Here is a 22,473-nt window from a genome sequence, read left to right on the forward strand (position 1 = left end):
AGGCACGACGAAGCACACCGCCGGCACTGTTCGCGGTGCGCCCACCCCTCCGCGCTTTCATCTGACAGATGAATTTCTCGGGAACGGGTGACTCTATAGTCGTTTACGGTCTCGCCCGGGAAGGCGCTCAGCGGGAGCGACGGCCGAAGGAACGGATCGCGGCCCGGACGGCGTCATGACCGGGGCCGGTGGGGAAGCCGAGGCGGATGACGACCTCGGCCGCGTCGAGCCGTGCCGCGGCCGCGCACGCCTCCTTCACGAGCTGTTCCGGAGGGCCGCAGAGGAGCCTGTCGCGGAAGCCGGACCAGCCGATCCGCACGCCCGGCTCCTCTCTCAGCCGACCGGCGCCCACGCTGAACTCCACCAAGGAGCGCTCGACATGCGGCCACCAGATCCGCTCGGTCTCGTGGTCGGCGGCCGGCCAGGCGTTGCGCATGAGGATCACCTCGCCCTCCGATCCGGCGGCGGACCAGTAGATCTCGGCGAGACGCTCCAGGGTCGTCAGCGAATGGGAAGGGTCGGTGATCCAGGGCAGGCCGAGCAGGCCGGCGCGGCGCACGCTCGGCTCGGCCATCGCGCCCACGGCGAGAGGGAGCGGCCGGGACGGCCGCGGGTACAGCCGCGCCTCGGCCAGGCGCAGCGAACCGACGTCGGCGGTGACGGTCTCACCTGCCCACAGCCGCCGGATCACCGCGAGGGAGTCGGCGAACCTGCGTCTCATCTCCGCGCGGGGCACGCCCATGGCGGCGTAGTCGCCGTCCAGGCCTCCCATCCCGACGCCGACCCGGTGCAGGCGGTCACCCACGAGCGCGCCGAGAGTGCTCATCTGTTCGGCGAAGGCCAGCGGGTTGTGCAGCGGCAGCAGGGCGACGCCGGTGCCGATCCCGATGCGCGGCGTCCGGCCGGCCACATAGGCGGCCAGCGTGAGCGGCGCCGACGGGTAGTCGTCGTCCCTGCCGTGGTGTTCAGGGAAATAGCAGGCGTCGAAGCCCGCCTGGTCGGCCGCCTCCGCCAGTTCGACGGCGCGCGCCAGGCTGTCGCGATGCTCGTCCTGCTCACGGAGCATCTGGGGAACGACGAGCAGGCTCAGTCGTGTCATGGGGTCCCACCTCCTGGGGGGATGGACGGTGGGACGCCGCTAGATGAAGTCGGTGCCCCAGGTGAAGAAGGTCTCGCCTCCGTGGTCGGTGACCAGGGTGATGTCCTCCAGCCAGTGACGGGTGCGGATGTCCCCGGGGTAGAAGATGTGCGTCGCGACGACCATCCCCTTCTCCATCCGCCAGTCGAGGGCGCCGCCGGTGGTGTAGCCGCCCCCTCGCGGAGCCTCCAGCTCGCCGTGTTCCAGACCCATCCCGTGGAAGTAGATGAACGCGGCCTCGGGACGCGGCAGCCCGTGACGCCGCAGCACGTCACGGCCCAGGGCCTGCAGCCCGCTCACCGTGCTTCCCGGCACCAGCGCCGCGTTGATCTCCTCCAGGGCCGCGCCGCAGGCGTCCGCCACCCGTTGTCCCTCTCGGGTCGGCTCGTTGCCGGCGATCCAGGTCTTGCCACCGTCCCAGCAGTACTCCAGCCACTCGCCGTGACCGTCGATGACGATGTGAGCCCCCTCGGGGATCACGTAGTCCATCTCACGCAGGCTCTGCATCAGCAGCGCGTCGGGCTCCCCCGGCAGGGGGTTGGCGACGGCCAGCGGGGAGGGGCCGCGGACGAATCCGCCCAGCTCGACCGCATGGCGGAAGTAGGAGTGGTTGATCTCCTGCCAGGTCTGGCCCTTCTCCCAGCCGGCCGCCGTCCGCTCGATGGCGAGCTGGTTGATCCGGGTGGCCTGGCGGAGCATGGTGAGCTCCTCGGCGGTCTTAACCGACCGTACGAACTTCATCATCCCGTAGCCGTCGACGATCTCGGCGTCGGGCAGGTCGAGCGAGCCGGCGAAGGACAGGTTGTCCGTGGCGACCCGGCCCCGCCCGAGCCCAAGGTCGGTGATCGCCGACATCACGGCGGCCTTGAGCCCGATGTAGTAGTTCGCGGCGGCGTGCTTGCCGGCCTCGGTCTCCGCCCAGGCCTTCGGGAGGAACCGGTGCAGCCCGTTGTGCTCGTCCGGCAGGTCGAGCTGGCGGATGCCACCCGCGTACGCACGGATGTCGGTGATCCAGGTGGGCTGGTTCAGGAAGAAGGGGAACTGCTGGTCACCGACCAGCATGATCGGGTGGTCGGGGGCGTGCCGCGACAGCACGATCGCGGCCAGGCCGTTGGCCTCCTGGAGCGCGTGCCTCGCGGACGGGGTGAAGCCGGAGAAGTAGTAGACGTTGGTGTCGTAGTAGCTGACGAATCCGTCGATCCCCCGCTGTTCCATGACCTCGAACATGCGGTCGGTGTTGCAGAACTTCGCCGGCCGGACGGGGTGCCCGAACTCCGGCAGGTTCCGCCGCTTGACCTGGGCAGGTTCCATGCTGTTCTCCTCGGCTGATCTCCTGGGGGTCACGCCTGACCGGCGACCACGTCGACGGTGGCGGCGCCGGATTCGTAAAGGAAGACGGGGTTGAGCTCCACGAAGCCCAGCCGGCCGGCGGCCACCGCGTCGAGCGCCGTGGCGACGACGTCGAGCAACGCGTCGACGTCCAGGACGGGCCGGCCCCGGTATCCGTCGCACAGCCGCCCCACCGGTGAGTCGAGCAGCCGGCGCCGGCGGGTGGGAGCGTTCCATCGGTGCGAGATGATCGCTTGGCCGGGGATCAGCTCGGTGAGCAGACCTCCCGGTCGTACGAGCGCGAACGGCCCGACTTCCGGGTGTTCCATCGCCGAGACGAAGAACTCCGTCCCGCCCGGCGGCGCCATGCGCTGCACCAGCACGTCGTCGTCGTGCTCCCGGCAGGCGGCGGCGACTCTCGCGAACGCCTCCCGCAGCTCGTCCTCGCCCGTCACGACGGCGACCGCGCCCAGCTCGGACCGGTGGACGATGCCGCGGCCGGCGGCCTTGACGACGGCCGGGAAGCCGAACCGGCGGGCGGCCTCCGCCGTCGGCGCGGGCGCCCAGTCCACCCAGGGCAGGCCCGGCAGGACGGCACGCGCCTCGTCCAGTCCGAGCCCTCCGCCGCGGCTCGGGACATGTGCGCCCGAGCCGCCGTCCGGCGCTCGCGTGCGAGGGCCGGCGGTGAGGGCGAGTGCGGCGACGGCCCGCTCGACCGTGGGGACCACCGCGACTCCCGCGGCCGCGAGCCTGGCCGTCTCCTCCTCCCCGAGCCGGTCGTCCTCGGACAGGTGGCACAGGACGAGCGGCGCCACGGGCGCGGACGGCCCGCGATCCTGGGCCACCAGATCGGAGACGAGCGTCGCGGGATCGTGAGCCAGACCCGAGGTCACCGCCACGGTGACGTCGAAGATCCCGGAGGCGCGGTAGGCGCCTATGGCGGAGGTGAACACGCCGGTCTCGTTCAGGAAGGGGATGTCGAGCGGGTTGGCGGACTCCAGCCGCGGGTCGAGCCGTACGGCCTGCTGGTCTCGGCCGGGTTCGGCGAGCCTCAGGCCGGGCGCCTCGTGGACCCGGTCGGCGCCGATCACGCCGCTCGCGCCCGAGACGGTGACGATGCCCACGGCCGCGTCGCGGTGCCCGGTCCCGCACGCCGCGGAGACGACCAGGCAGTCGGCGAGGGTCGCGAGGTCGTCCACCTCGGTGAATCCCGCCTCCGCCAGGACGGCCGCGGTGGCGTCGTTGGGGCCGACGAGCCGCCCGGTGTGTCCGCCCGCCGCCGCGCGACCGGCCGCCGTACGCGCCGCCTTGTAGACGAACAGCCGCTTGCCGCAGGCGTGGGCCGCTGCTGACACGCGGTCGAACCAGTCGATGTCGGTCAGGCCCTCCAGGAAGATCCCGACGACGTCGACGTCGTCGCGGGCCAGCAGGCCGGCGGTCAGCTCCATGGCGCCGGTGTCCATCTCGTTGCCGGTGCTGAACCAGTGGGCGATCCCGGCCCCGCGCCGGAGCAGGCCCATCAGCAGGCCGTTGCCCAGCGCGCCGCTCTGGGTCACCAGGCCGATCCGGCCCAGGCGGGGGGCTCGCCGCGTCAGCACGGTCGAGAAGTTGAGATGCGCTCCCGAGCCGACCGACATGGTGCCCACGCAGTTCGGGCCGATGACCCGCATCCGGAAGCCGGGCCGCCGGATCACCTCCTCCAGTTCCCGCCGTGGCCGGCTGGACGGCGATTCGAAGCCGCTGCCGATCACGACCGCGGCGCCCGCGCCGGCCTCGTCGAGGTCCGAGACGGCCGCGGGGACCAGGTGCGCGGGGAGGTTGACGATCGCGACGGCGCGTTCGAGCCGGGGCAGCGCCTTGATCCTGGGCACGCACGGCACTCCCAGGATCGACTCGTGCCGCGGGTGCACGACGTGCAGTCCGCCGCGGTAGCCGTACCGCAGCAGGAAGGCCAGTGCGCGGCTGGAGAGCTTCGACTCGTCGGCGGAGGCGCCCACCACGACCACCTCGGAGGGCGCGCACATCAGGTCCACCAGCCCGGCGCCGTCGAGACGCGAGCTCCCGGCGGTTTCGCGGGCGTCGGTCACGCTCATTCGTCGCTCCCGAAGGAGACGGTGCCGGTCCCGTAGTGCAGGCGGCGGTACTGGACGCTCACGGCGCGATGGTCGATGGGGACGTCGACGAGGGTGGGCGCCGGCTCGGCGACGAAGGCGGCGACGGCCGCGCGGAGTTCCTCGTCGGAGTCGCAACGCTCGGCCCGCAGTCCGAAGGACCGCGCGGTGCGGGCCAGGTCGGTCCGGCCGAACACCGCCTGCTCGCCGCTGATGCCGCGGGCGGCGAGCTTGTGGTACTCCGCGCCGTACGCGCCGTCGTTCATGACGATGACCAGCAGCGGGATGTCGTGCCTCGCGATGGTCTCCAGTTCCTGCACGTTCATCAGCAGGCTGCCGTCGCCCTCGATCACCGCGCAGGGAGTGTCGATCCCGGCGGATCTCCGGGCGACGGCCACGCCGATGGCCGTGGGCACCGCCTGCCCGATCGCGCCGAAGTCGTAGGTGAAGTGGTAGCTCGCCGGGCCCCGGCCGGTCATCCCGGGCACCACGTAGTTCCAGAAGTGGCCCACCCCGACGGTGATCGACGCGTCCTTCGGCAGGGCCCTGTCGATCGTCGCGACGGCGGCTTCGGGATGGTGCGTGCCGGGCGCCGGGCCGTCCGGCTGATCGTCCGCCCGGTAGGGCCGGGGCCGCCCGGAGGGGGCGTCACGGGCCGCGCCGCGTGGTGGCATCAGTTTGAGTATCTCGGCGACGGCTTCGGCCGCGTCGGCCCGCGTGTAGGAGTCCGCGACCCGCTGACCGTCGAGGTAGCCGGCCGGATCGGTGTCGATCTGGACGACGCGGGCGACGGGGAAGAGGTATCCGCCCTCGGTGGTGTAGTAGCCCATGCGGGCCCCCACGCCGAGCACGAGATCCGCTCCGGCGAAGATCTCCCTGGCCGCCTCGGACGCGAAGGCGCCCGCGAGTCCCACGTCACGCGGCTCCCCTTCGAACCAGTCCTTGGCCCGCAGGGTCGTGGCGACGCGCGCGCCCGCCCGCTCGGCGAGTTCGAGGATGTCGGCCCGGCAGCCGGCCCGGACCGCTCCGGCGCCCGCCACGATGACGGGAGAGGTCGCGGCGCCGAGCAGGTGGGCGATCTCGGCCGCGGACTCGGGTGACGGCCGGAGCGGCGCCTGCTCAGGCACCAGCGCGGCGGAGGTGCTGATGACCTCGGTCCAGGGCTGGTCGGTCTCCTGGAGGTCGTACGGCACGCTGAGCACGACCGGCACCCGGTGCGTGCGGGCGGTGAAGAAGGCCCGCGCGACCGCGTCGAGGGCCTGGTTGACGGTGGAGACCCTGATGAACTCCGCGCCCGCGGCGCGCACCAGGGGTTCCTGTTCGAGTTCCTGCAGGTGGAAGGCGGCCTCGACCGGTGTCTGCCCGGTCAGGATCACCATCGGGGTGCGGTGCCGTACCGACGCCGTGAGCGAGGTGAGAACCTGCGTGAGGCCGGGGCCGCAGGTCACCGTGGCGACGCCCACGCGTCCGGTGGCTCTGGCGTAACCGTCCGCCATGGCGACCGCCGCGTTCTCGTGACGGGCGTGGATGACGGTGACGCCGGGCCGCTCGGCCATGGCGGTCATCCAGAACATGTTGCCGTCGCCCATGAGCCCGAAGAGTGTGTCGACGCCCTCGGCTTCGAAGGCGGATGCCAGGTAGTCGTACAGGAGCACGAGTCCTCCCGGTGCCCGTCGAGGTGCGGGCCTCGGCGTGTTTGCTAGCAGCAAATATTGAGTCAGAGGAAACACCGCGTCAAGAGGCAGCGGAGATCTCCTGCCGATCATGCCTCTCAGAGCAGGGAAAACGTGGCGAGCCGACGAAAGTTCTAGCTTGACTCTTCGCTCAGAGAAAATATGTTGCTATACAAGACTCCGTCGAGGACCCCTCGACCCGTGCCGGCGGAGACCGGCCGGTCTCCGCCCCAGGAGGTAGCAGGCGATGGCATCCAGACTCGGACTCGCGCCCCAGATCGATCCAGAGCAGTTCGCCCACATCGAAAGCCTGGTCGGCACACCGATCCGCATCGAGCCCTTCAACCACGAGGCGACCCGGGACACCATCCGCCACTACGCGCTCGGCATCGGGGACGACAACCCCCTGTGGTGCGACCCCGCCTACGCCGCCGCCGGGCCGCACGGCGACCTGCTCGCCCCGCCGACGTTCCTCTACTCGGCCTTCGACGGCGCGATCGGGGCAGGCCTGCCCGGCGTGCAGCCGGTGTACGCGGGAACCGAGTGGGTGTTCCATCGGCGCGTACGCCGCGGTGACGAGGTCGATCCGAGTGCCGTCTTCAGCGGTGTCCGCCGGCTGAGCGGCTCCACGAGCAGCGACATGGTCCTGCAGAGCTGCGACATCGAGTACCGCGTAGCCGGTTCGCCCGTCGCGACCGCCCGCGCCCACACCTTCCGCCTGCCGCGCCGGGACGCCTCCGGTGGTGGGCTGGCCTACGAGCCCCGCGAGGAGTACGTCTACTCCGACGCGGAGCTCGACCGGATCCGCGAGCACGCGCTGTCGGAGTACCGGCGGGGCTCCGCGCCCCTGGTCTTCGGCGAGCTCGCGCCCGGCACACCGATCCCGTCCGTGGTCAAGGGGCCGATCGACCGCATCACGATGACCTCCTACTACGCCGGATGCATCGGATCGCCCGGCTACAAGGCGTGCGAGGTCGCCTGGAAGTACCGCGACTGGGCGCTCAACGACCCCTCCCGGCTGCCGTCCAACTACGACCCGAGCTACTTCGCCGAGACCGTGCTGCCCAGCCTCGGTCACCAGGACGCCGACGTCGCGCGCGAGATCGGCATGCCCAACGCCTACGACAACGGCCCTCAGCGGTGCGGGTGGTTCTCCCACGCCGTCACCAACTGGATGGGAGACACCGCCTTCCTGCGGACGCTGTCGATCCGGCTCCGGCGGCCCGACATCCTGGGGGACACCGTCTGGATCGGCGGGGAGGTCGAGACGCTCACCGAGCAGGACGGCCTGGGAGTGATCGGCATCCGGCTGGAAGCCGTCAACCAGCTCCGGCAGGTCGTCGCCACCGGCGCCGCCGAGGTGCTCTGCTCCCTGACCCCGTCGGATGTGCCCGTCGAGCCGGCGGACGAGACGCGGTGAAGCTGGAGCAGTCCGTCGTCATCGACGCCGACGCGGCCCGCGTCTGGGCCCTGCTGTGCGAACCCGAGTCGGCCGCCGGCTGCGTGCCGGGGGTCCGGCTCGACGGGCGCGACGACGACGGACACCACCGGGGCGAGCTCACCGTGAGCTTCGGGCCGACGCGGGTGGCGTTCTCCGGCGTGGCGGAGATCGTCATGGCTCCGGAGGACATGAGCGGGACCATCGTCGCGCGGGGCGCCGACCGGCAGGGCCGCAGCAGGGCGTCGGGCACGCTGCGGTTCCATCTCATCCCCGGCGACGGTTCGGTACGGCTCGTCTCCTCGGCGGACGTCACCATCAGCGGGCCGCTGGCCGGTTTCGCCGAAAGCGGCGGGCGGCACGTGGTCGAGCAACTGCTCGCGGGGATGGCGGCCAACGTCTCCGCCCGGCTGCGGGACGAGCGTCCGGCTCCCGGCACCGTACGGCTGTCGCTGCGCGAGGTCCTGGCCGCCTGGCTCGCCCGCTTCTCGCGGTGGCCGTGGCGGCGCGGCGGCGGAGACTCCCCGACCCCCGAGGGGCGATGAATGGCCGGATACACGTTCACCCCCCTGACGCCCACCGCGTTCCTGGAGCGCTCGGCCGTGGTTCACGGTCACAGGACGGCGATCGTCGACGGCGACCGCCGTTTCACCTACCGGGAGTTCGGCGAACGCTGCCGGCGCCTGGCCGGAGCGCTCACCGCGACGGGTGTCCGTCCGGGCGACCGGGTGGCTGCCCTCTGCCTCAACAGCCACGTCATGCTGGAGGCGCACCATGGCGTCCCCTGGGCCGGCGCCTCCCTGGTGTCCCTCAACCCTCGTCTGTCTTCGGACGAGCACGCCTACATCGTCAGGCATTCCGGCGCCAGAACGATCATCGCGACCGCCGAGCTCCTGGACCGGGCCCGCGACGTCGCTCTGGCGTGCGACGCCGAGCTCGTCGTGGCCGGCGGCCCGGAGGACGACTACGAGGACCGGCTCGCCGCGGCCGGCCAGACCGTCGTACCCGTCGCGGACGAGGCGGCGCTGCTGGCCGTCAACTACACCAGCGGCACCACCGGCACCCCCAAAGGGGTCATGTACCACCACAGGGGCGCCTACCTGCAGTCGCTGGCCATGGCCTACCACCTGGGGCTCGCCGCCGACAGCGTCTACCTGTGGACGCTTCCCATGTTCCACTGCAACGGCTGGTGCTTCACCTGGGCCGTCACGGCGGCCGGCGCCACCCATGTCTGCCAGCGGTCCTTCGACCCGGCGGGCACCTGGGGCCTGGTCCGCGAGCACGGCGTCACCCACCTGTGCGCCGCCCCGACCGTGCTCACGATGCTCGCCGCCGGGCACCCCGGCGACAGGCGGGAGGGTCCTCGGGTGCGCGTGGCCACGGGCGGCGCGCCTCCGTCGCCGTCCCTTCTGGAGCGACTGGACGCCCTCGCGATGGACGTCACCCACCTGTACGGCCTGACTGAGACCTTCGGCCCCATCGCGATCAACGAGTGGCTTCCCGAATGGAACCGTGAAGCACCGAGTGAGCGCGCCCGCCTGTTGAGCCGCCAGGGCGTGGGCAACATCGTCGCCGACCGGCTCCGCGTCGTCGACGACGCCGGAGCCGACGTGCCGCGGGACGGCGAGACGGTGGGCGAGATCGCCGTGCGGGGCAACGACGTGATGCTCGGCTACCTGGGTGAGGCGCCGCCTGCCGATGACTGGTGGCGAACCGGCGATCTGGCCGTCATGCACGGGGACGGCTACGTCGAGATCCGTGACCGGCTGAAGGACGTCATCATCTCCGGCGGCGAGAACATCGCCTCGGTCGAAGTGGAACGGGTGCTGGAGAGCCATCCCGCGGTGCTGGAGTGCGCGGTCGTGGGCCGCCCGGACAGCACGTGGGGCGAGGTGCCCGTCGCCTATGTGACGATCCGGCCCGGACAGGCGGCGACGGAGGCTGAACTGGTGCGGTACGTCCGAGCGAGAACGGCACATTTCAAGGCCCCGAAGACCGTACTCTTCGGGCAGTTGCCGAAGACCTCCACCGGTAAGATCCAAAAAGGACTGCTCCGTGAGAACCTCCGCCGGTCGGCGTCCGCCGGCCTCGCGACATCCGATGGCCCGCCGGGTGATTGAACCTCCGGTTGTCCGGGCGCCGAACGCAATACGACCATGACATGCTCGGGGGCAAGGCGATGAAGGAAGAGCCGGGAAGTCTGGAGTCCATCCAGATCGGGTCCAGGCTGCGCAGCTGGCGGCTGGCCTCGGGCCTTTCTCTGCACAAGGTGGCTGACACGTCGGGCCTCTCCCCCGGCTACATCAGCCAGGTCGAGCGGGGCCTGGCCAACCCGTCCCTCGAGTCGCTCAAGAGGCTGGCCGACGCCGTGGGCATGCGGATCGGCGACCTGTTCGTCGATGAGGGCGACGGGTCCCCGGAGAGCTCCCGCTTCTTCGTGACCAAGCGGGGCATGCGCAAGCAGATCCGCTATCCGGGGTCCGGCATCCTCAACGAACTGCTCACGCCGGACCTGCAACGCCAGTTCGAGGCGATCTGGGTGGAGGCGCAGCCGGGGGCCACCAGCGGCGGCCATCCCCACTCGCACGCGGGAGAGGAGTGCGGTGTCGTCATCTTCGGTTCGATGCGGTTCTGGGTGGGCAACGCCGATCTGGAACTCGCCGCCGGAGACTCCATCTATCTCGACTCCACCGTGCCCCACCGCTGGGTCGCCACCGGCACCGAGCCCCTGGTCGCCGTCTGGATGATCACACCGCCGACCTTCTAGAGGAGCCTTCACCGGCTCGGAGTGTCAAGATCGCCCACGTCCGATCTCGGGGATCAGCTCGCATCGGGACCATACTATACGGTATGGTACGGTGCAGGTATCCATCGACCGAGGGACAGACGTGTCAGCATTGCCCGATCCGGTCTGGCCGGTCGTCGTCCTGGCGATCATCCAGGCCGGGGACGCCGTCATGTGCGTCAAGCCCGTTCCGTTCATCGCCCGGTGCTTCGAGGACGTGAACTGGCCGCGGCGCTACTGGTGGATCATGCCGCCGCTGAAGTTCGCCGCCGCGGCGGGGCTGATCCTGGGCATCTGGTTGCCGTACCTCGCCGCCGTGACCTGTGCCGCGCTCGTCCTCTACTTCGTGGTCGCCATCGGGATGCACATCGCGGCCCGGGACTTCGGCCGCAACCTCTTCCTCAACGCCACCGGGATGCTGCTGATCTGCGTCGCCGTGGGCGTCTACAGCTTCATGACGTGAACCTCCGCCGGCGCGGAGCGTTCCATACCCGATGGTACGTTGATCCGATGAGCACGGCACGAGACCGGTGGCTGGACGAAGGCCTGAAGATCCTCGCAGAAGAAGGTGCGGCGGGGATTCGCATCGACCGGATCGCCGCTCGGCTCAACCTGTCGAAAGGGTCGTTCCACCATCACTTCGATGGCGCCGAGGGATACAAGAAGGCGCTTCTCGCCCATGTCGAGCGCCTGTCGGTCGAAGCGCTCAACAGCGCGATTTCCGAGATCGGGGAATCGGCCGGTGCCCGGGCGATCCTCACCCGGCTGACGGAGCTCGTTCGCCCCGGGGACACCGGGCTCTATCGGCCGGAGATCGACACCGCCCTGCGGGCGTGGGCGACCTGGGACGCGGATGTGCGGGTCGTGCAGACCCGCCTGGACGAGGCCAGACTGTCCGCGCTCCAGCGGGTGTGGCGATCAGCCGTCGCCGGCGACGAGGAGGCCCGGACCGCGGCCCTGTTGCCCTACCTGCTCGCGGTCGGAGCGAGCGTCGTCTACCCTCCTGTCGACGCCGACCGGCTTCGCGAGCTCTACGAGATCCTCCTGCCCCTCGTACCGGACGGCACGTGACCGGGACGCATCGGCCGGGATGTCAGGAACAGAAGTCCGTGATGGTGCCGGTGAGGATGCCGGTGAGCCGGTCCAGCGAGGCCAGGTCCGCCCACTCGCGGGCCGCGTGCGCGCCCTCGCCGTCGGCGCCGAACAGCAGACAGGGGATGCCGGCGCGGTCCAGCAGGGCCGCGTCCGTCCAGAAGGGCTCGCCGCGCACCACCGGCGGACGCCCGAGGACCGCCTCCGCATGGCGGGTCAGCGTACGGACGATCCGTGCCTCCGGGTCGGCCTGGAACGGTTCGCGGTGCAGTCCTCGCGTGAGGCGGTAGCGGAAGCCGGGCACGGCGGCGGCCAGGCGATCCAGCACGGCCGTCAGCTCCGCCTCCACCGTGTCGGCGTTCTCACCCGGTACGGTGCGCCGCTCCAGGGTGATGCGGCAGTGCGCCGGGTAGGTGGAGGGCTCCTGGCCTCCGGCGATGACCGAGGCGTGCACGGTGCCGGTGCCGAGCAGGGGGTGCGCCGGGCCCTGAGCGAGACGCGTCCCCAGTTCCTCCAGCGCGACCAGGAAGTGCCCGGCCTTGGCGATGGCGTCCACGCCCAGGTCGGGCCTCGAACCATGGGCCGCACGACCCTCGATCACCACGTCGAACCAGGCGAAGCCCTTGTGCGCCAGGGTGACTTCGAGATGACTCGGCTCGGTGACGATCGCCGCGTCCGCGGTGAAGGACTCCAGCACCTCCTCCGTACCGGTGCTGCCGTGCTCCTCGTCCGCGACGCACGCGAGGAGCACATCGCCGCGCAACGGCCCGCCGGCCGTGGCCCGGACGGCGGCGATCATCATCGCCGCGAGACCGCCCTTCATGTCGAAGGACCCGCGGCCGTACATCCGCCCGTCACGGATCTCCGGATCGAACGGGTCACCGTCGTAGCCGGCCACGCCCACCGTGTCCAGATGACCGTTGAGCATCAGCGACCGGCCGCCACCGGCCCCGCGAGCGATCGCGACCACCGACGGCCGGCCGCCGCGCTTGTCCAGACGGTGCACCTCGAAACCGCGGGCGGCCAGCCACTCGCCGCAGAAACCGGCGATGGCGCTCTCGCCCGCGCCGTCGGCCGCGAGGTCCGGGTTGACGGAGTCGATGGCGATCAGCCTGGCCAGCAGGCCACGGGGGTCGAGGGGGTCAGCGGCGGAGGAAGTGGCAGGGGGCATGCGGACCTTCCGAAGGGCGGTGCGGTGGATCGACGGTTCGATTATCGGCGTCTCCGGCGTCTCGGGGATCTTCGTGGGAGGCGTCAGGCAGGCTCCGGCGATCACACGGGCGCTCAGGCCGCCTGGAAGGAACGCCGCGACAGGCCGACGCCGTAGCCGTCGAGTGTGGTCACCACCGGGGCGGTGGGGTCGGTGGCCGCGCCGAGGGCGACGAACAGCGGGGTGAAATGCTCGACGGTCGGGTGCGCGTACGGCATGCCGGGGGCGGCGGTGCGGAAGCGGGCGAGCTCGGCGACGTCACCGCGGGCCAGCGCGTCGGCGGCCCAGGCGTCGAAGTCGGACGACCAGCCGGGCACCTTGTTCTCCAGGAACATCTCCCTGGTCAGGAACGGCAGGCCGTGCGTCATGTGCCCCGAGCCGATCACCAGCACGCCCTGCTCACGCAGCGGCCGCAGCCGCTCGCCGATGGACAGCAGCCGATCGGGGTCCTCGGTGGGCAGGCTCAGCTGCAGCACCGGGATGTCGGCGGCCGGGTACATGATCTTCAAGGGGACCCAGGCGCCGTGGTCAAGCCCGCGGCTGGTGTGCCGGTGTACCTGCCCGGTGTCCGGCATGACTCCCACGACCTGCCGTGCCAGCTCACCGGCGTCGGGCGTGTCGTAGCGGAAGGTGTAGTACAACGCGTCGAAGCCGCCGAAGTCGTACACCAGCTCGCTGGGTCGTTCGGCGCTCACCGACAGCGGCGCGGACTCCCAGTGCGCGGAGACGACCAGGATCGCCTTCGGCTTGGGCAGGGCCCGGGCCCAGTCGTGCAGCGGAGTGAGCCACTCGGGGCTCTCGAAGGGCATGGGTCCGCCGCCGTGGGACAGGTAGAGGCTGGGCAGCGGCCCGTCCTGGGCCGTCCACGGCCGGTGCGGTTCGGCGGCCTCGAGGGCGGCGGCGCGCTTCAGGTGCGTGGCGAACGGGTGCGCGGCGGGTATGCGGGCGTCGGCGGCGGTCGTGGTGGTGGTCATCGGGGCTCCTCGTCGGGGAGATCATGGGTGTCTCATCGGGCCGAGGGCCGCCGGGGGCGCGGCCGTCGGTCATCCCGCGCGGGGTCGCGGGGCGGCTGTCAGGCGACGACGGCGAATCCGCCGGTCCAGGCGATCTTCTCGCCGGCCGCGAGGCCGATCTGCAGGAAGCCGAGGGCCTCCAGCTCGCGGGCCCGGCTCAGCGAGCCGGTGTCGACGGCGCGCAGGCCAGCGTCGGTGACGATCTGGGCGAGCGCGGCCTTGGCGCCGGCGTCGTCGCCGGCGATCAGCACGGTCGTGGGCTGCTCGCCGACGCTGCCCTGGGACAGGGTGGCGGCGAAGTTGGTGTTGAACGCCTTGACCACCTGGGAGCGGGGCAGCGCCTCGGCGATCTCGGCGGTGGCCGAGCCGTCGGCCGCGACCGTCAGGGAGTCCATCGTGGAGAAGTCCACCGGGTTGGTGATGTCGACGACGACCTTGCCGTCGAACTGTCCTTCGCGCTGGGCGATGACTCCGGCCACCCCTCCGTACGGGACGGCGAGGACGACGATGTCACCGGTGACGGACTTGCCGGTGTCGTCCCGGCCGAGGAGTTCGACGGTGTTGCCGCTTCTGCGGACCAGGTCGGCGATGGCCGAACCCATGGCGCCGGGGCCGATGATGCTCACCTGTGTCATGTCGGTGCTCCTTGTGATGGTTGTTGCACGACTGGTACCCATGAGAGCAAACTTGTCGCTACAACTATTCCTGGACGAGGGACCTGACGTGGACACTCCGTGGCTCGACCGGCGGCAGCTACGCGCCTGGATCCGCCTGCGGGCGGTGCTCGAACTGCTCCCCGGGGTCCTGGACGCGCAACTCCGCCGTGACTCCGGGCTGACCGAGTTCGAGTACTACACGCTGGCGATGCTGTCCGAGGCGCCCGGCCGGACCCTGCGCATGACCGAGCTGGCCCAGCAGACCAACGCGACGCTCCCCCGGCTCTCGCACGTGGTGACCCGCCTGGAGGACCGCGGCCTGCTGGAGCGCGTCCCCTGCCCGGAGGACCGCCGGGCGATCAACGCCCGGCTCACCGACCACGGGTGGGCGAAGGTGCGGCAGGCCGCGCCCGGGCACGTGGCCACCGTCCGGCACCACATCGTCGATGTGCTCACCGACGAGCAGCTCGACCAGGTCACCGCCATCAGCGACGCCATCCTGGCCGAGCTGGACCCGTCGCGGGCCGTGGCCGCGCTCTACACCCGCTACGACGAGGCCTCAGACGGGGACGACGGCTCACCAGACGATGCCGAAGCGCGGCGCGGCGACGGCAGGACGGACAGCTCGCAGGCGTAGGAATCGGCCGGCCCGTCCAGCCGCCCGACATCGCGCCCCACCGAACGGGAACGGGTCGTCGAGGGCCGGTTACCAGGCCGCCTCGATCACCGGGCGGGACCCCAAGAGCTCGGGATCGGGAGATCCGGGGTGGACCAAGGACGTGACGTGTCCCTCGTCGACTCTGCTCAGTGGATGGAAGTTGCCCGCGAGCAGCAGGTGGCGCCCGGTGCCGTCGTAACGGATCAGGTTCCAGCGCGCGATGCTCTCGCCCTCGTGGTCCCTGCTCAACAGGGTGCGGATCTTGCGTCCGTCTGTGACGGAGTACTCGTCCACGGTGTAGCGGTGCGGTCGCCGGCCGTCGGACAGCCGGCTGTGGCCGATCAGCATGCTGCGGCCGTCCGGGTTGATCGTCGAGGCCGTGACCTCCTGCCCTGGCGCTACGACGCGACTGGCCGCGAGTGTGGTGCCGGAGGCGGCCGTGTCCAGGACCCGGGCCTCGGATCCGACCACGAGACCGAGGGTGCGGCGATCGGCCGCCCATGACAGGCTCTCGATCTGTCCCGAGACGTTCGTCGTCCACGTGCGTGTCGTACCCGTGGGCAGATCGACGACCGTGAGCTGGGCCCCGGGGCAGAAGCGCAACGTCTTCCCCTTACCGCACACCTTGCCGTCGAGGCTGTAGGAGAGCCGGGTGCCGTCGCCGGTGACAGCAAGGGAGCTCGCCGTCGTACCGAGCACCTTGGGGATCACGTCGTGAACCAGCTCGGCCGGCCTCCCTTGTCCGTCGACCCGCGCTCGGTGGAACCTGGTGCTGCTCACCTGCGTCTCGCGCGACTGGACGCTCTGGGCGATGTAGAAGGTCTCACCGTCGCCGGCGCCCGCGAGCAGATATCCACCGGGCTCCCGGAAGCTTCCCTCAGGGGTGGGGGGCAGCCCGAGCCGGCTCGTGACCTTCCCGGTACGGGCGTCGTGGACCGTCACGCCGTCAGCGCTCGCCATCAGCAGGAAACGCGGGCCGGTGAGAGCGTGCGTCGCGGGCGCGGTAGGCGCGCCTCGTGTCCCGGCCACCATGGCGGCGACCGCGCCGATGACCACGACGACGAGCGCGGCCGCGAGCGGGACCGCCAGGGCGAGCCGGCGCGCGGGAAGGGCCCGCGCCGCCGGGCGCAGGGTTTCCGGGCGGATCCGCTCGGCGTCGGCGGTGAGGGCGTCCTTGAGCTGATCTTCGAGCCAGGAAGTCATCGGTTTCCCTCCAGTTTGACGGTGAGCGCCTTCAGGGCTCGAAAGACGGTCGATTTCACTGTTCCGCGGCTGACTCCCATGGCTTCGGCGATCTCGGCCTCGGACAGGTCGAGGTAGTAACGCAACACCACGGCTTCTCGCTGGCGGCGAGGTAAGGCGCGTACCGCGTCGGACACCTCCCGGCGCGTCTCCCCCAGCAGCGTGACAGCCTCCGCCGACCGGAACGGCTTCTGCCGATCGCCGGTGAACCTGCTCATGATGGACCGGCGGCGGTGGACCATGCGGCATCCGTTCACCACACTCGCCCGCAGGTAGGGCAGCGCCCGATCACGGTCGGTCAACCGGCTCCATCGGCGGTGCAGCGCCGCGAAGGCGTCCTGGACGACGTCCTCGGCCGTCTCCTGATCGCCCACCAGCAAGTACGCCAACCGGACCAGGCCCAGCCGCTGAGTCAGGAAGAGTTCGGCCACGACAGCCTCGTCCACGGCCGGGGCAGGCGGTGGCTCCGGCTCCTCCACCGTTCGTTGAATCGCGAATCGCATACCTCTTCCATGCACAGTCGCCGTCCAGGTTGCCTCGTGAGACGGAAGTCACCATCATGCGCCCCGGGCGAAATCCGGATGAGTGTGGCGCCTCAAGGCTGCTAACGTGGCCGTCATGGCACGAGGTATCTGGTCGCAGAAGATCCGCTCCGCCCGCTGACGGCGGCGCCTTCTTCCTGCTGAATCCGCGCTCGCCGTCCCGGTTCCCGCCGGGCGGCCCTTTGCTGTTGCCCGGCTCCACTGCGAGCTGCGGAGCACCGTTGAACCTCATCCCCAATACCGAAACCATGTCCCTGCCCGTCGAGGCGGGCGACAGCGCACACGTACGCGCCACGGGCGTCACCGTCACCCGCCGGTCCCGGCGTGTCCTGAACGACGTCTCGATCACCGTCTCCGCCCGGTCGCGGGTCGCCGTCGTCGGCGAGAACGGCCGCGGCAAGACGACGCTGCTGCACGTCCTCGCCGGACTGATCACACCGGACGACGGCGCCGTGCACCGTGCCGGCACGATCGGACTGGCCCGCCAGGAGCTGTCCGCGCGAGCGGGCGAGACCGTCGGCACCCTGACGTCCGAGGCGCTGGCCGCGTCGCTCGCGGCCCTCGACGCGCTGGAGGAGGCGACCCTCGCCATGACCGAGGGCGACCCCGCCGCCGACGACCGCTACGCCGCCGCGCTCGACGCCGCCACCCGGCTCGACGCGTGGGACGCCGAACGCCGCGTCGACGTCGCCCTCGAAGCCCTCGGCGCCTGCACCGACCGCGACCGCCCGCTGGCGACGCTGTCGGTCGGTCAGCGCTACCGGGTGCGGCTGGCCTGCCTGCTCGGCGCGCGGCACGACGTGCTGCTGCTCGACGAGCCGACCAACCACCTCGACGCGGGCGGGCTGGACTTCCTGACCCGCAGGCTGCGCGAGCACGACGGCGGCCTCGCCGTCGTCAGCCACGACCGGGCGCTGCTGCGCGACGTCGCGGACCGGTTCCTCGACCTCGACCCGGCCCGCGACGGGAAGCCGCGGCTGTACGCCGGCGGCTATGACGCCTGGCAGGACGCCCGGCGTCGCGAGCGTGAGCGCTGGGAGCAGGACCACGAGCAGCAGCAGGCCGAGCACCGGCGGCTGCAGGACGCGGTGTCGAAGGCCCGCGACCGGCTCTCCACCGGCTGGCGGCCGGACAAGGGGACCGGCAAGCACCAGCGCCAGTCCCGCGCGCCGGGCGTCGTGCAGGCCCTGAACCGTCAGCGGGAAGCCCTGCTGGCGCACCGGATCGACGTGCCCGAACCGCCGCCGTCGTTGCGGTGGCCGGACCTGGGCGTCCGGCCGGGGGCGCCGCAGCTGCGCGCGCATGGCGTCGCCGTCGGCGGGCGGCTGGCCGGGCCGGTCGATCTCACCCTCGACGGAGGCGACCGGCTGCTCGTCACCGGGCCGAACGGCGCCGGGAAGTCCACGCTGCTCGCGGTGCTGGCCGGTGCGCTCGAACCCACCGACGGGCACGTCTGGACGGCGCAGGGGGCACGGATCGCCCAGGTCACCCAGGAGACCGCCGGGCAGGACCCCGCGCTCACCGCCCGCGAGGTGTACGCACGCCACGTGGGGCGGCTGGTGGCCCACAAGGGACTGCGCGACGCCGACGCCGTCCCGCTGGGATCGCTCGGGCTGCTGGACTCCGAGGCGATGCGCACGCCGGTCGGGCGGATGTCCCAGGGACAGCAGCGGCGCCTCGACCTGGCGCTCGCGCTGGCCGGCCGGCCCGGCCTGATCCTGCTGGACGAGCCGACCAACCACCTGTCACCGGCGCTCGTCGACGAGCTGACCGACGCGATGCTCAAGACGAGCGCCGCCGTCGTCGTCGCCACGCACGACCGGCAGCTCCTGCGGGACCTCGCCGGCTGGCCGCGTCTGGAGATAGGCCCGCCGTAGCGAGGGCTGCCGCCGGGTCGCGGTGCTCAGAGAAGATCATCGATCGTGATGGGCACGGAGCGGATGCGCCTGCCCGTGGCGTGGAAGACGGCGTTGGCGATGGCGGCGGCCATCCCGACGAGCCCGATCTCGCCGACGCCCTTCACCCCGACCGGGTTGTACGCGTCCGGGACCCCGACGAAGGTCACGTCGAGGTCCGGGACGTCGGCGTTCACCGGCACGAGGTAGTCGCCCAGGGTGGCGTTGGCGATCCGGCCGGTGCCCGGATCGGTGACCGTCTCCTCGAACATCGCCATGCCGATCCCGCCGACCGTGCCGCCGATGATCTGACTCCTGGCCAGCTTCTCGTTGAGTATCAGGCCGCCATCGATCACCGACACGACCCGCGCCACGCGCAGCCGCCCCAGCTCGGGATCCACCCGGACCTCCACGAACCGCGCGCCGAACGGCCCGGCGGGAGCCATCCCGGCCTCCTCCGCCCGGCGCGGCTCGCTGTCGCCGTCCGCGCTCAGCTCCTCCAGCCCGTGCGCGGCCAGGATGCCGGTGTAGGACTCGCCCTGCCCGGGCTCGCCGGCGCGGTGGATCCGCCCGTCCGTGACGGTGACGTCGTCGGCCCCGCAGCCGGCCAGCGGCGAGGCCGGGTCGGCGCCCGCCAGGTCGAGGAAGGCCCGCAGAAGGGCACGGCAGGCCGCGTGCACGGCGTTGCCCAGGGCCGCGGTGAGTCCGGAGCCGCCCGCCTGGGGCCCCGGGGGCATGCCGGTGTCGCCGAGCCCGAACGTGACGCTCCCCGGCTCCAGGCCGAGCAGCTCGGCCGACAGCTGCGTCATGACCGTGTACGTGCCGGTGCCGATATCGGTCACCGCGCTGCGCACGTACGCCGTCCCGTCGCCGCGCACGGTCGCCCTGGCCCGGCAGGGCGCCTGGTACCAGAAGTAGCTGACCCCGGCCAGGCCGTACCCGACGAGCCAGTCACCCTCGCGCATCGAGCCGGGTTCGGCCCCGCGCCGGGCCCAGCCGAAGCGGTCGGCGCCGACCTCGTAGCACTCGCGCAGCGCCTTGCTCGACCACGGCAGGCCGGAGCGCGGGTGGACCTCGGCGTAGTTGCGCAGCCGCAGCTCCAGCGGGTCGAGGCCGAGCATGTAGGCCAGTTCGTCCATCGCCGACTCGAGCGCGAAGTTGCCCTGGGCCTCGCCCGGCGCGCGCATCGAGTTGGTCCACGGGATGTTCAGCCGGACCTGCTGGTCCCGGGCGGAGACGTTCGGGCAGGCGTACGCCGTCGTGGAGACGGACGAGCACGGCTCGATGTTGTCCCCCTCGATCGAGAGGGTCGACACGCTCTCGTGCTCGATCGCGGTCAGCCGGCCGTCGCGGGTGGCGCCGAGCCGGACGCGCTGCGCCGTGGCCGGGCGGTGGCCGATGCCCGTGAACATCTCCGGGCGGGCCAGTTCGAGCCTGACCGGCCGCCGGGTCCGCCGCGCCGCCATCGCGGCGAGCACGACGTGCGGCCAGACGCGCAGCCCCGCGCCGAAGCCACCGCCGACGTACGGGACCAGCACCCGCACTCCCGCCTCCGGCACGCCGAACATCCGCGCGAGCGTGGCCCGCACCAGGACGGGCCACTGGGTGGAGTCGTGCACGGTGAGCGCGTCGCCGTCCCACGCGGCCAGCGTGGTGAAGAGGCCGAGCGGGTTGTTGGTGTTCTCGGCGGTGGTGTACGACGCGTCGACGACGGCGTCCGCGCGGGCGAGCCCGGCGGCCACGTCACCCCATGAGGCGTCGCTGCCCCACGGGTCCGCCACCCGCTCCGCCCGCGGGTCGTCGAGATCCAGCAGCGGCTCGGCCCTCTCGTAGCCGACCTCGACCCGCCGCGCCCCCGCCCTGGCCTGCTCGGGCGTGTCCGCCACGACGACGGCGACGTACTGGCCGTAGTAGAGGATCCGGTCGTCCTGCAGCGGGGGCGGCGGCGTACGCAGGAGGGACTCCGGGCCGGAGCCGAGTCGCGGCGCGTTGAGGTGCGTGAGCACCGCCAGCACGCCCGGGGCGCTCTCGGCCGTGCCCGTGTCGAGCCGGGTGATCCGCCCTGAGGCGATCGTGGCCCGCACGACGGCGGCGTGGGCCATGCCGGGCAGGCTGACGTCGTTGGGATACGGCGCCGCGCCGGTCACCTTGAGCGGGCCGTCCACCCGGTCCGTTCCGGCGCCGACGATCCGGGGCCGTTCGACGGTCGTCATGACGCCACCCCCGCGACGGTACGCAGCGCGCGCGTCAGCGTGCGCTTGGCCAGCTCCACCTTGAAAGCGGTGCCCGGCACGGTGAACGGGTCACGCACCGCCCGCTCGGCGGCCTCCCGGAACGCGGCCGGGCCCGCCGGCGCGCCGCGCAGGATCTCCTCCGCCTCGCGGGCCCGCCACGGGACGGTGCCGACCCCGCCGAGCGCGACCCGTGCCTCCCGGATCAGGCCGCCGTCGAGCAGCAGGGTCACAGCCGCTGAGGTGAGCGCGAACTCGTAGGACATGCGGTCGCGGACCTTCAGGTAGCCCGACCGGGTGCCCTCCGGAGGCAGCGGGACGTCCACGGCGGTGATCAGCTCGCCCTGGCCGAGCATGTGCTCCACATCGGGCGTGGCCTCCGGGAGCAGGTAGAAGTCGGTGAGCGGGATGGTCCGCTCCCCCGCGGATCCCCGGACGCGCACGATCGCGTCGAGCGCCACCAGCGGGACGGCCAGGTCGGAGGCGTGCGACGCGATGCAGTGCTCGCTCGCTCCGAGGATCGCGTGCATGCGGGCGGCGCCGGTGACGGCCGCGCAGCCGGTGCCGCGGCGGCGCTTGTTGCAGTCGGGCACGGTCGGGTCGCGGAAGTAGCGGCAGCGGGTGCGCTGCAGCAGGTTGCCGCCGATGGTGGCCATGTTGCGCAGCTGGACCGACGCGCCGAGCAGCAGCGCCTCGCGGACGAACGGCGCCCGCGCGCTCACGTACGGGTCGGCCGCGAGTTCCTCCATCGTGGTCAGCGCCCCCACCCGCAGCGTGTCGCCGTCGAGCCGGACACCGCGCAGCGGGAGCCTGGTGATGTCCACCAGCCGTCCGGGCTCCAGCACGCCGTCCTTCATGAGGTCGAGCTGGGTCGTGCCGCCTGCCAGGTAGCAGGCTCCCGGGTCGGCGCTCACCGTGGCGACGGCCTGCCCCACCTCGGCCGCCCGGACGTAGGTGAACTCACGCATCGCCGCCACCCGCCCCGGCGACCTCGCGGATGGCCGCCACGATGTTCGGATAGGCGCCGCAGCGGCAGAGGTTGCCGCTCATGAACTCCCTGATGTCCGGGTCCGAGCCCGCGCGCCCCTCGGCCAGCAGGCACACCGCCGACATGATCTGCCCGGAGGTGCAGTAGCCGCACTGGAAGGCGTCGTGCCGCACGAACGCCTCCTGCATCGGGTGCGGGCCGCCTTCGGAGCCCAGCCCCTCGATCGTGGTGATCGCCCGGCCGTCGCACTGGGCGGCGAGCGTGAGGCAGGACAGGATGCGCCTGCCGTCCGCGATCACCGTGCACGCGCCGCAGGCGCCCTGGTCGCAGCCCTTCTTCGTGCCGGTCAGACCCAGCCGGTCGCGGAGCGCGTCCAGCAGGGTGAGGCGGGCGTCATCCAGGTCGAGCGGATAGTCCCTGCCGTTGACGGTCAACGTCGTCATGTCCCCGAATCCCCCGAACGCCGAGCCGG

The 22,473-nt window shown here is 71.9% G+C and carries 20 protein-coding genes; 8 read left to right on the forward strand and 12 right to left on the reverse strand.

Annotated features, from left to right (window positions below):
• Window positions 1-127 precede the first annotated feature (127 nt).
• From AB0K05_RS36955 to AB0K05_RS36970, 4 genes are read right to left on the reverse strand one after another with little or no spacing between them, the layout of a single operon-like run.
• Window positions 128-1,099, reverse strand: a complete 972-nt coding sequence (locus tag AB0K05_RS36955) for an LLM class flavin-dependent oxidoreductase (protein WP_364235582.1) — start codon at window positions 1,097-1,099, stop codon at window positions 128-130.
• Window positions 1,100-1,138: 39 nt separating this feature from the next.
• Complete coding sequence (locus AB0K05_RS36960; RefSeq protein ID WP_364235584.1) at window positions 1,139-2,449, reverse strand: M24 family metallopeptidase; 1,311 nt, start codon at window positions 2,447-2,449, stop codon at window positions 1,139-1,141.
• A gap of 29 nt (window positions 2,450-2,478) precedes the next feature.
• Window positions 2,479-4,560, reverse strand: a complete 2,082-nt coding sequence (locus tag AB0K05_RS36965; protein WP_364235586.1) for an acetate--CoA ligase family protein — start codon at window positions 4,558-4,560, stop codon at window positions 2,479-2,481.
• Window positions 4,557-6,233 carry a thiamine pyrophosphate-binding protein gene (locus AB0K05_RS36970; RefSeq protein WP_364235588.1) on the reverse strand — a complete coding sequence of 559 codons (1,677 nt, stop codon included), beginning with the start codon at window positions 6,231-6,233 and terminating at the stop codon, window positions 4,557-4,559. Before AB0K05_RS36970 ends, AB0K05_RS36965 begins: the two co-directional genes overlap by 4 nt.
• Before the next feature lie 265 nt (window positions 6,234-6,498).
• On the opposite strand from AB0K05_RS36970, the gene AB0K05_RS36975 reads away from it, so the two are divergent.
• The 6 genes from AB0K05_RS36975 to AB0K05_RS37000 all read left to right on the forward strand — a co-directional run bounded on the left by AB0K05_RS36975 (window position 6,499) and on the right by AB0K05_RS37000 (window position 11,545).
• Window positions 6,499-7,671: a MaoC family dehydratase N-terminal domain-containing protein gene (locus AB0K05_RS36975; RefSeq protein ID WP_271275101.1), complete on the forward strand. Its 1,173-nt coding sequence runs from the start codon at window positions 6,499-6,501 to the stop codon at window positions 7,669-7,671.
• Window positions 7,668-8,234: an SRPBCC domain-containing protein gene (locus AB0K05_RS36980; RefSeq protein ID WP_364235592.1), complete on the forward strand. Its 567-nt coding sequence runs from the start codon at window positions 7,668-7,670 to the stop codon at window positions 8,232-8,234. The genes AB0K05_RS36975 and AB0K05_RS36980 overlap by 4 nt, the downstream gene beginning before the upstream one ends.
• Window positions 8,235-9,809: an AMP-binding protein gene (locus AB0K05_RS36985; RefSeq protein WP_364235594.1), complete on the forward strand. Its 1,575-nt coding sequence runs from the start codon at window positions 8,235-8,237 to the stop codon at window positions 9,807-9,809.
• Window positions 9,810-9,850: 41 nt separating this feature from the next.
• A complete protein-coding gene (locus AB0K05_RS36990; protein ID WP_271275098.1) occupies window positions 9,851-10,456 on the forward strand; it encodes a cupin domain-containing protein in 606 nt (201 codons plus the stop codon).
• A 121-nt stretch (window positions 10,457-10,577) separates the two neighbouring features.
• Complete coding sequence (locus AB0K05_RS36995; protein ID WP_364235596.1) at window positions 10,578-10,937, forward strand: DoxX family protein; 360 nt, start codon at window positions 10,578-10,580, stop codon at window positions 10,935-10,937.
• A gap of 47 nt (window positions 10,938-10,984) precedes the next feature.
• Window positions 10,985-11,545, forward strand: coding sequence for a TetR/AcrR family transcriptional regulator (locus AB0K05_RS37000; RefSeq protein ID WP_364235599.1), 561 nt, complete (start codon window positions 10,985-10,987; stop codon window positions 11,543-11,545).
• Window positions 11,546-11,567: 22 nt separating this feature from the next.
• Here AB0K05_RS37000 and AB0K05_RS37005 read toward each other — a convergent pair whose 3' ends face one another.
• From AB0K05_RS37005 to AB0K05_RS37015, 3 genes are all read right to left on the reverse strand, one after another.
• Complete coding sequence (locus tag AB0K05_RS37005) at window positions 11,568-12,737, reverse strand: ArgE/DapE family deacylase (protein ID WP_364235602.1); 1,170 nt, start codon at window positions 12,735-12,737, stop codon at window positions 11,568-11,570.
• A gap of 113 nt (window positions 12,738-12,850) precedes the next feature.
• A complete protein-coding gene (locus AB0K05_RS37010) occupies window positions 12,851-13,750 on the reverse strand; it encodes a class III extradiol ring-cleavage dioxygenase (RefSeq protein WP_148030896.1) in 900 nt (299 codons plus the stop codon).
• Between the two features lie 98 nt (window positions 13,751-13,848).
• The gene (locus AB0K05_RS37015) at window positions 13,849-14,424 is read right to left on the reverse strand and encodes an NAD(P)-binding domain-containing protein (RefSeq protein ID WP_364235605.1); all 576 of its coding nucleotides are present in this window, start codon (window positions 14,422-14,424) and stop codon (window positions 13,849-13,851) included.
• Window positions 14,425-14,512: 88 nt separating this feature from the next.
• Here AB0K05_RS37015 and AB0K05_RS37020 point away from each other — a divergent pair, with 88 nt between their 5' ends.
• Complete coding sequence (locus AB0K05_RS37020) at window positions 14,513-15,082, forward strand: MarR family transcriptional regulator (RefSeq protein WP_364235606.1); 570 nt, start codon at window positions 14,513-14,515, stop codon at window positions 15,080-15,082.
• A gap of 69 nt (window positions 15,083-15,151) precedes the next feature.
• Here AB0K05_RS37020 and AB0K05_RS37025 read toward each other — a convergent pair whose 3' ends face one another.
• Complete coding sequence (locus AB0K05_RS37025) at window positions 15,152-16,306, reverse strand: hypothetical protein (protein ID WP_271275091.1); 1,155 nt, start codon at window positions 16,304-16,306, stop codon at window positions 15,152-15,154.
• Window positions 16,303-16,824 carry a SigE family RNA polymerase sigma factor gene (locus tag AB0K05_RS37030; RefSeq protein ID WP_271275090.1) on the reverse strand — a complete coding sequence of 174 codons (522 nt, stop codon included), beginning with the start codon at window positions 16,822-16,824 and terminating at the stop codon, window positions 16,303-16,305. The genes AB0K05_RS37025 and AB0K05_RS37030 overlap by 4 nt, the downstream gene beginning before the upstream one ends.
• Window positions 16,825-17,135: 311 nt before the next feature.
• Here AB0K05_RS37030 and AB0K05_RS37035 point away from each other — a divergent pair, with 311 nt between their 5' ends.
• The gene (locus tag AB0K05_RS37035; protein ID WP_364235608.1) at window positions 17,136-18,764 is read left to right on the forward strand and encodes an ABC-F family ATP-binding cassette domain-containing protein; all 1,629 of its coding nucleotides are present in this window, start codon (window positions 17,136-17,138) and stop codon (window positions 18,762-18,764) included.
• Between the two features lie 26 nt (window positions 18,765-18,790).
• Here the strand turns inward: AB0K05_RS37035 and AB0K05_RS37040 are convergent, their stop codons facing one another.
• Genes AB0K05_RS37040 through AB0K05_RS37050 form a run of 3 tightly spaced genes read right to left on the reverse strand, consistent with a single transcriptional unit; the run spans window position 18,791 to window position 22,444 of the window.
• Window positions 18,791-20,995 carry a xanthine dehydrogenase family protein molybdopterin-binding subunit gene (locus tag AB0K05_RS37040; protein WP_364235609.1) on the reverse strand — a complete coding sequence of 735 codons (2,205 nt, stop codon included), beginning with the start codon at window positions 20,993-20,995 and terminating at the stop codon, window positions 18,791-18,793.
• Window positions 20,992-21,981, reverse strand: a complete 990-nt coding sequence (locus AB0K05_RS37045; protein WP_364235611.1) for a xanthine dehydrogenase family protein subunit M — start codon at window positions 21,979-21,981, stop codon at window positions 20,992-20,994. Before AB0K05_RS37045 ends, AB0K05_RS37040 begins: the two co-directional genes overlap by 4 nt.
• Complete coding sequence (locus AB0K05_RS37050) at window positions 21,974-22,444, reverse strand: (2Fe-2S)-binding protein (RefSeq protein WP_148030888.1); 471 nt, start codon at window positions 22,442-22,444, stop codon at window positions 21,974-21,976. Before AB0K05_RS37050 ends, AB0K05_RS37045 begins: the two co-directional genes overlap by 8 nt.
• Between the last annotated feature and the right edge of the window lie 29 nt (window positions 22,445-22,473).

The organism is Nonomuraea sp. NPDC049486 (genome assembly GCF_040676925.1).
In the GTDB taxonomy this organism is placed as follows: domain Bacteria; phylum Actinomycetota; class Actinomycetes; order Streptosporangiales; family Streptosporangiaceae; genus Nonomuraea; species Nonomuraea ferruginea.

Excerpts from the sequence above, each read along its gene's own strand:
- AB0K05_RS37015 (WP_364235605.1), bottom strand. The coding sequence starts at position 14,424 with ATGACACAGGTGAGCATCATCGGCCCCGGCGCCATGGGTTCGGCCATC.
- AB0K05_RS36955 (WP_364235582.1), bottom strand. The coding sequence starts at position 1,099 with ATGACACGACTGAGCCTGCTCGTCGTTCCCCAGATGCTCCGTGAGCAG.
- AB0K05_RS37005 (WP_364235602.1), bottom strand. The coding sequence starts at position 12,737 with ATGCCCCCTGCCACTTCCTCCGCCGCTGACCCCCTCGACCCCCGTGGC.
- AB0K05_RS37045 (WP_364235611.1), bottom strand. The coding sequence starts at position 21,981 with ATGCGTGAGTTCACCTACGTCCGGGCGGCCGAGGTGGGGCAGGCCGTC.
- AB0K05_RS37050 (WP_148030888.1), bottom strand. The coding sequence starts at position 22,444 with ATGACGACGTTGACCGTCAACGGCAGGGACTATCCGCTCGACCTGGAT.
- AB0K05_RS36975 (WP_271275101.1), top strand. The coding sequence starts at position 6,499 with ATGGCATCCAGACTCGGACTCGCGCCCCAGATCGATCCAGAGCAGTTC.
- AB0K05_RS37025 (WP_271275091.1), bottom strand. The coding sequence starts at position 16,306 with ATGACTTCCTGGCTCGAAGATCAGCTCAAGGACGCCCTCACCGCCGAC.
- AB0K05_RS36965 (WP_364235586.1), bottom strand. The coding sequence starts at position 4,560 with ATGAGCGTGACCGACGCCCGCGAAACCGCCGGGAGCTCGCGTCTCGAC.
- AB0K05_RS36990 (WP_271275098.1), top strand. The coding sequence starts at position 9,851 with ATGCTCGGGGGCAAGGCGATGAAGGAAGAGCCGGGAAGTCTGGAGTCC.
- AB0K05_RS37000 (WP_364235599.1), top strand. The coding sequence starts at position 10,985 with ATGAGCACGGCACGAGACCGGTGGCTGGACGAAGGCCTGAAGATCCTC.
- AB0K05_RS36985 (WP_364235594.1), top strand. The coding sequence starts at position 8,235 with ATGGCCGGATACACGTTCACCCCCCTGACGCCCACCGCGTTCCTGGAG.
- AB0K05_RS37010 (WP_148030896.1), bottom strand. The coding sequence starts at position 13,750 with ATGACCACCACCACGACCGCCGCCGACGCCCGCATACCCGCCGCGCAC.
- AB0K05_RS36960 (WP_364235584.1), bottom strand. The coding sequence starts at position 2,449 with ATGGAACCTGCCCAGGTCAAGCGGCGGAACCTGCCGGAGTTCGGGCAC.
- AB0K05_RS37035 (WP_364235608.1), top strand. The coding sequence starts at position 17,136 with ATGTCCCTGCCCGTCGAGGCGGGCGACAGCGCACACGTACGCGCCACG.
- AB0K05_RS37040 (WP_364235609.1), bottom strand. The coding sequence starts at position 20,995 with ATGACGACCGTCGAACGGCCCCGGATCGTCGGCGCCGGAACGGACCGG.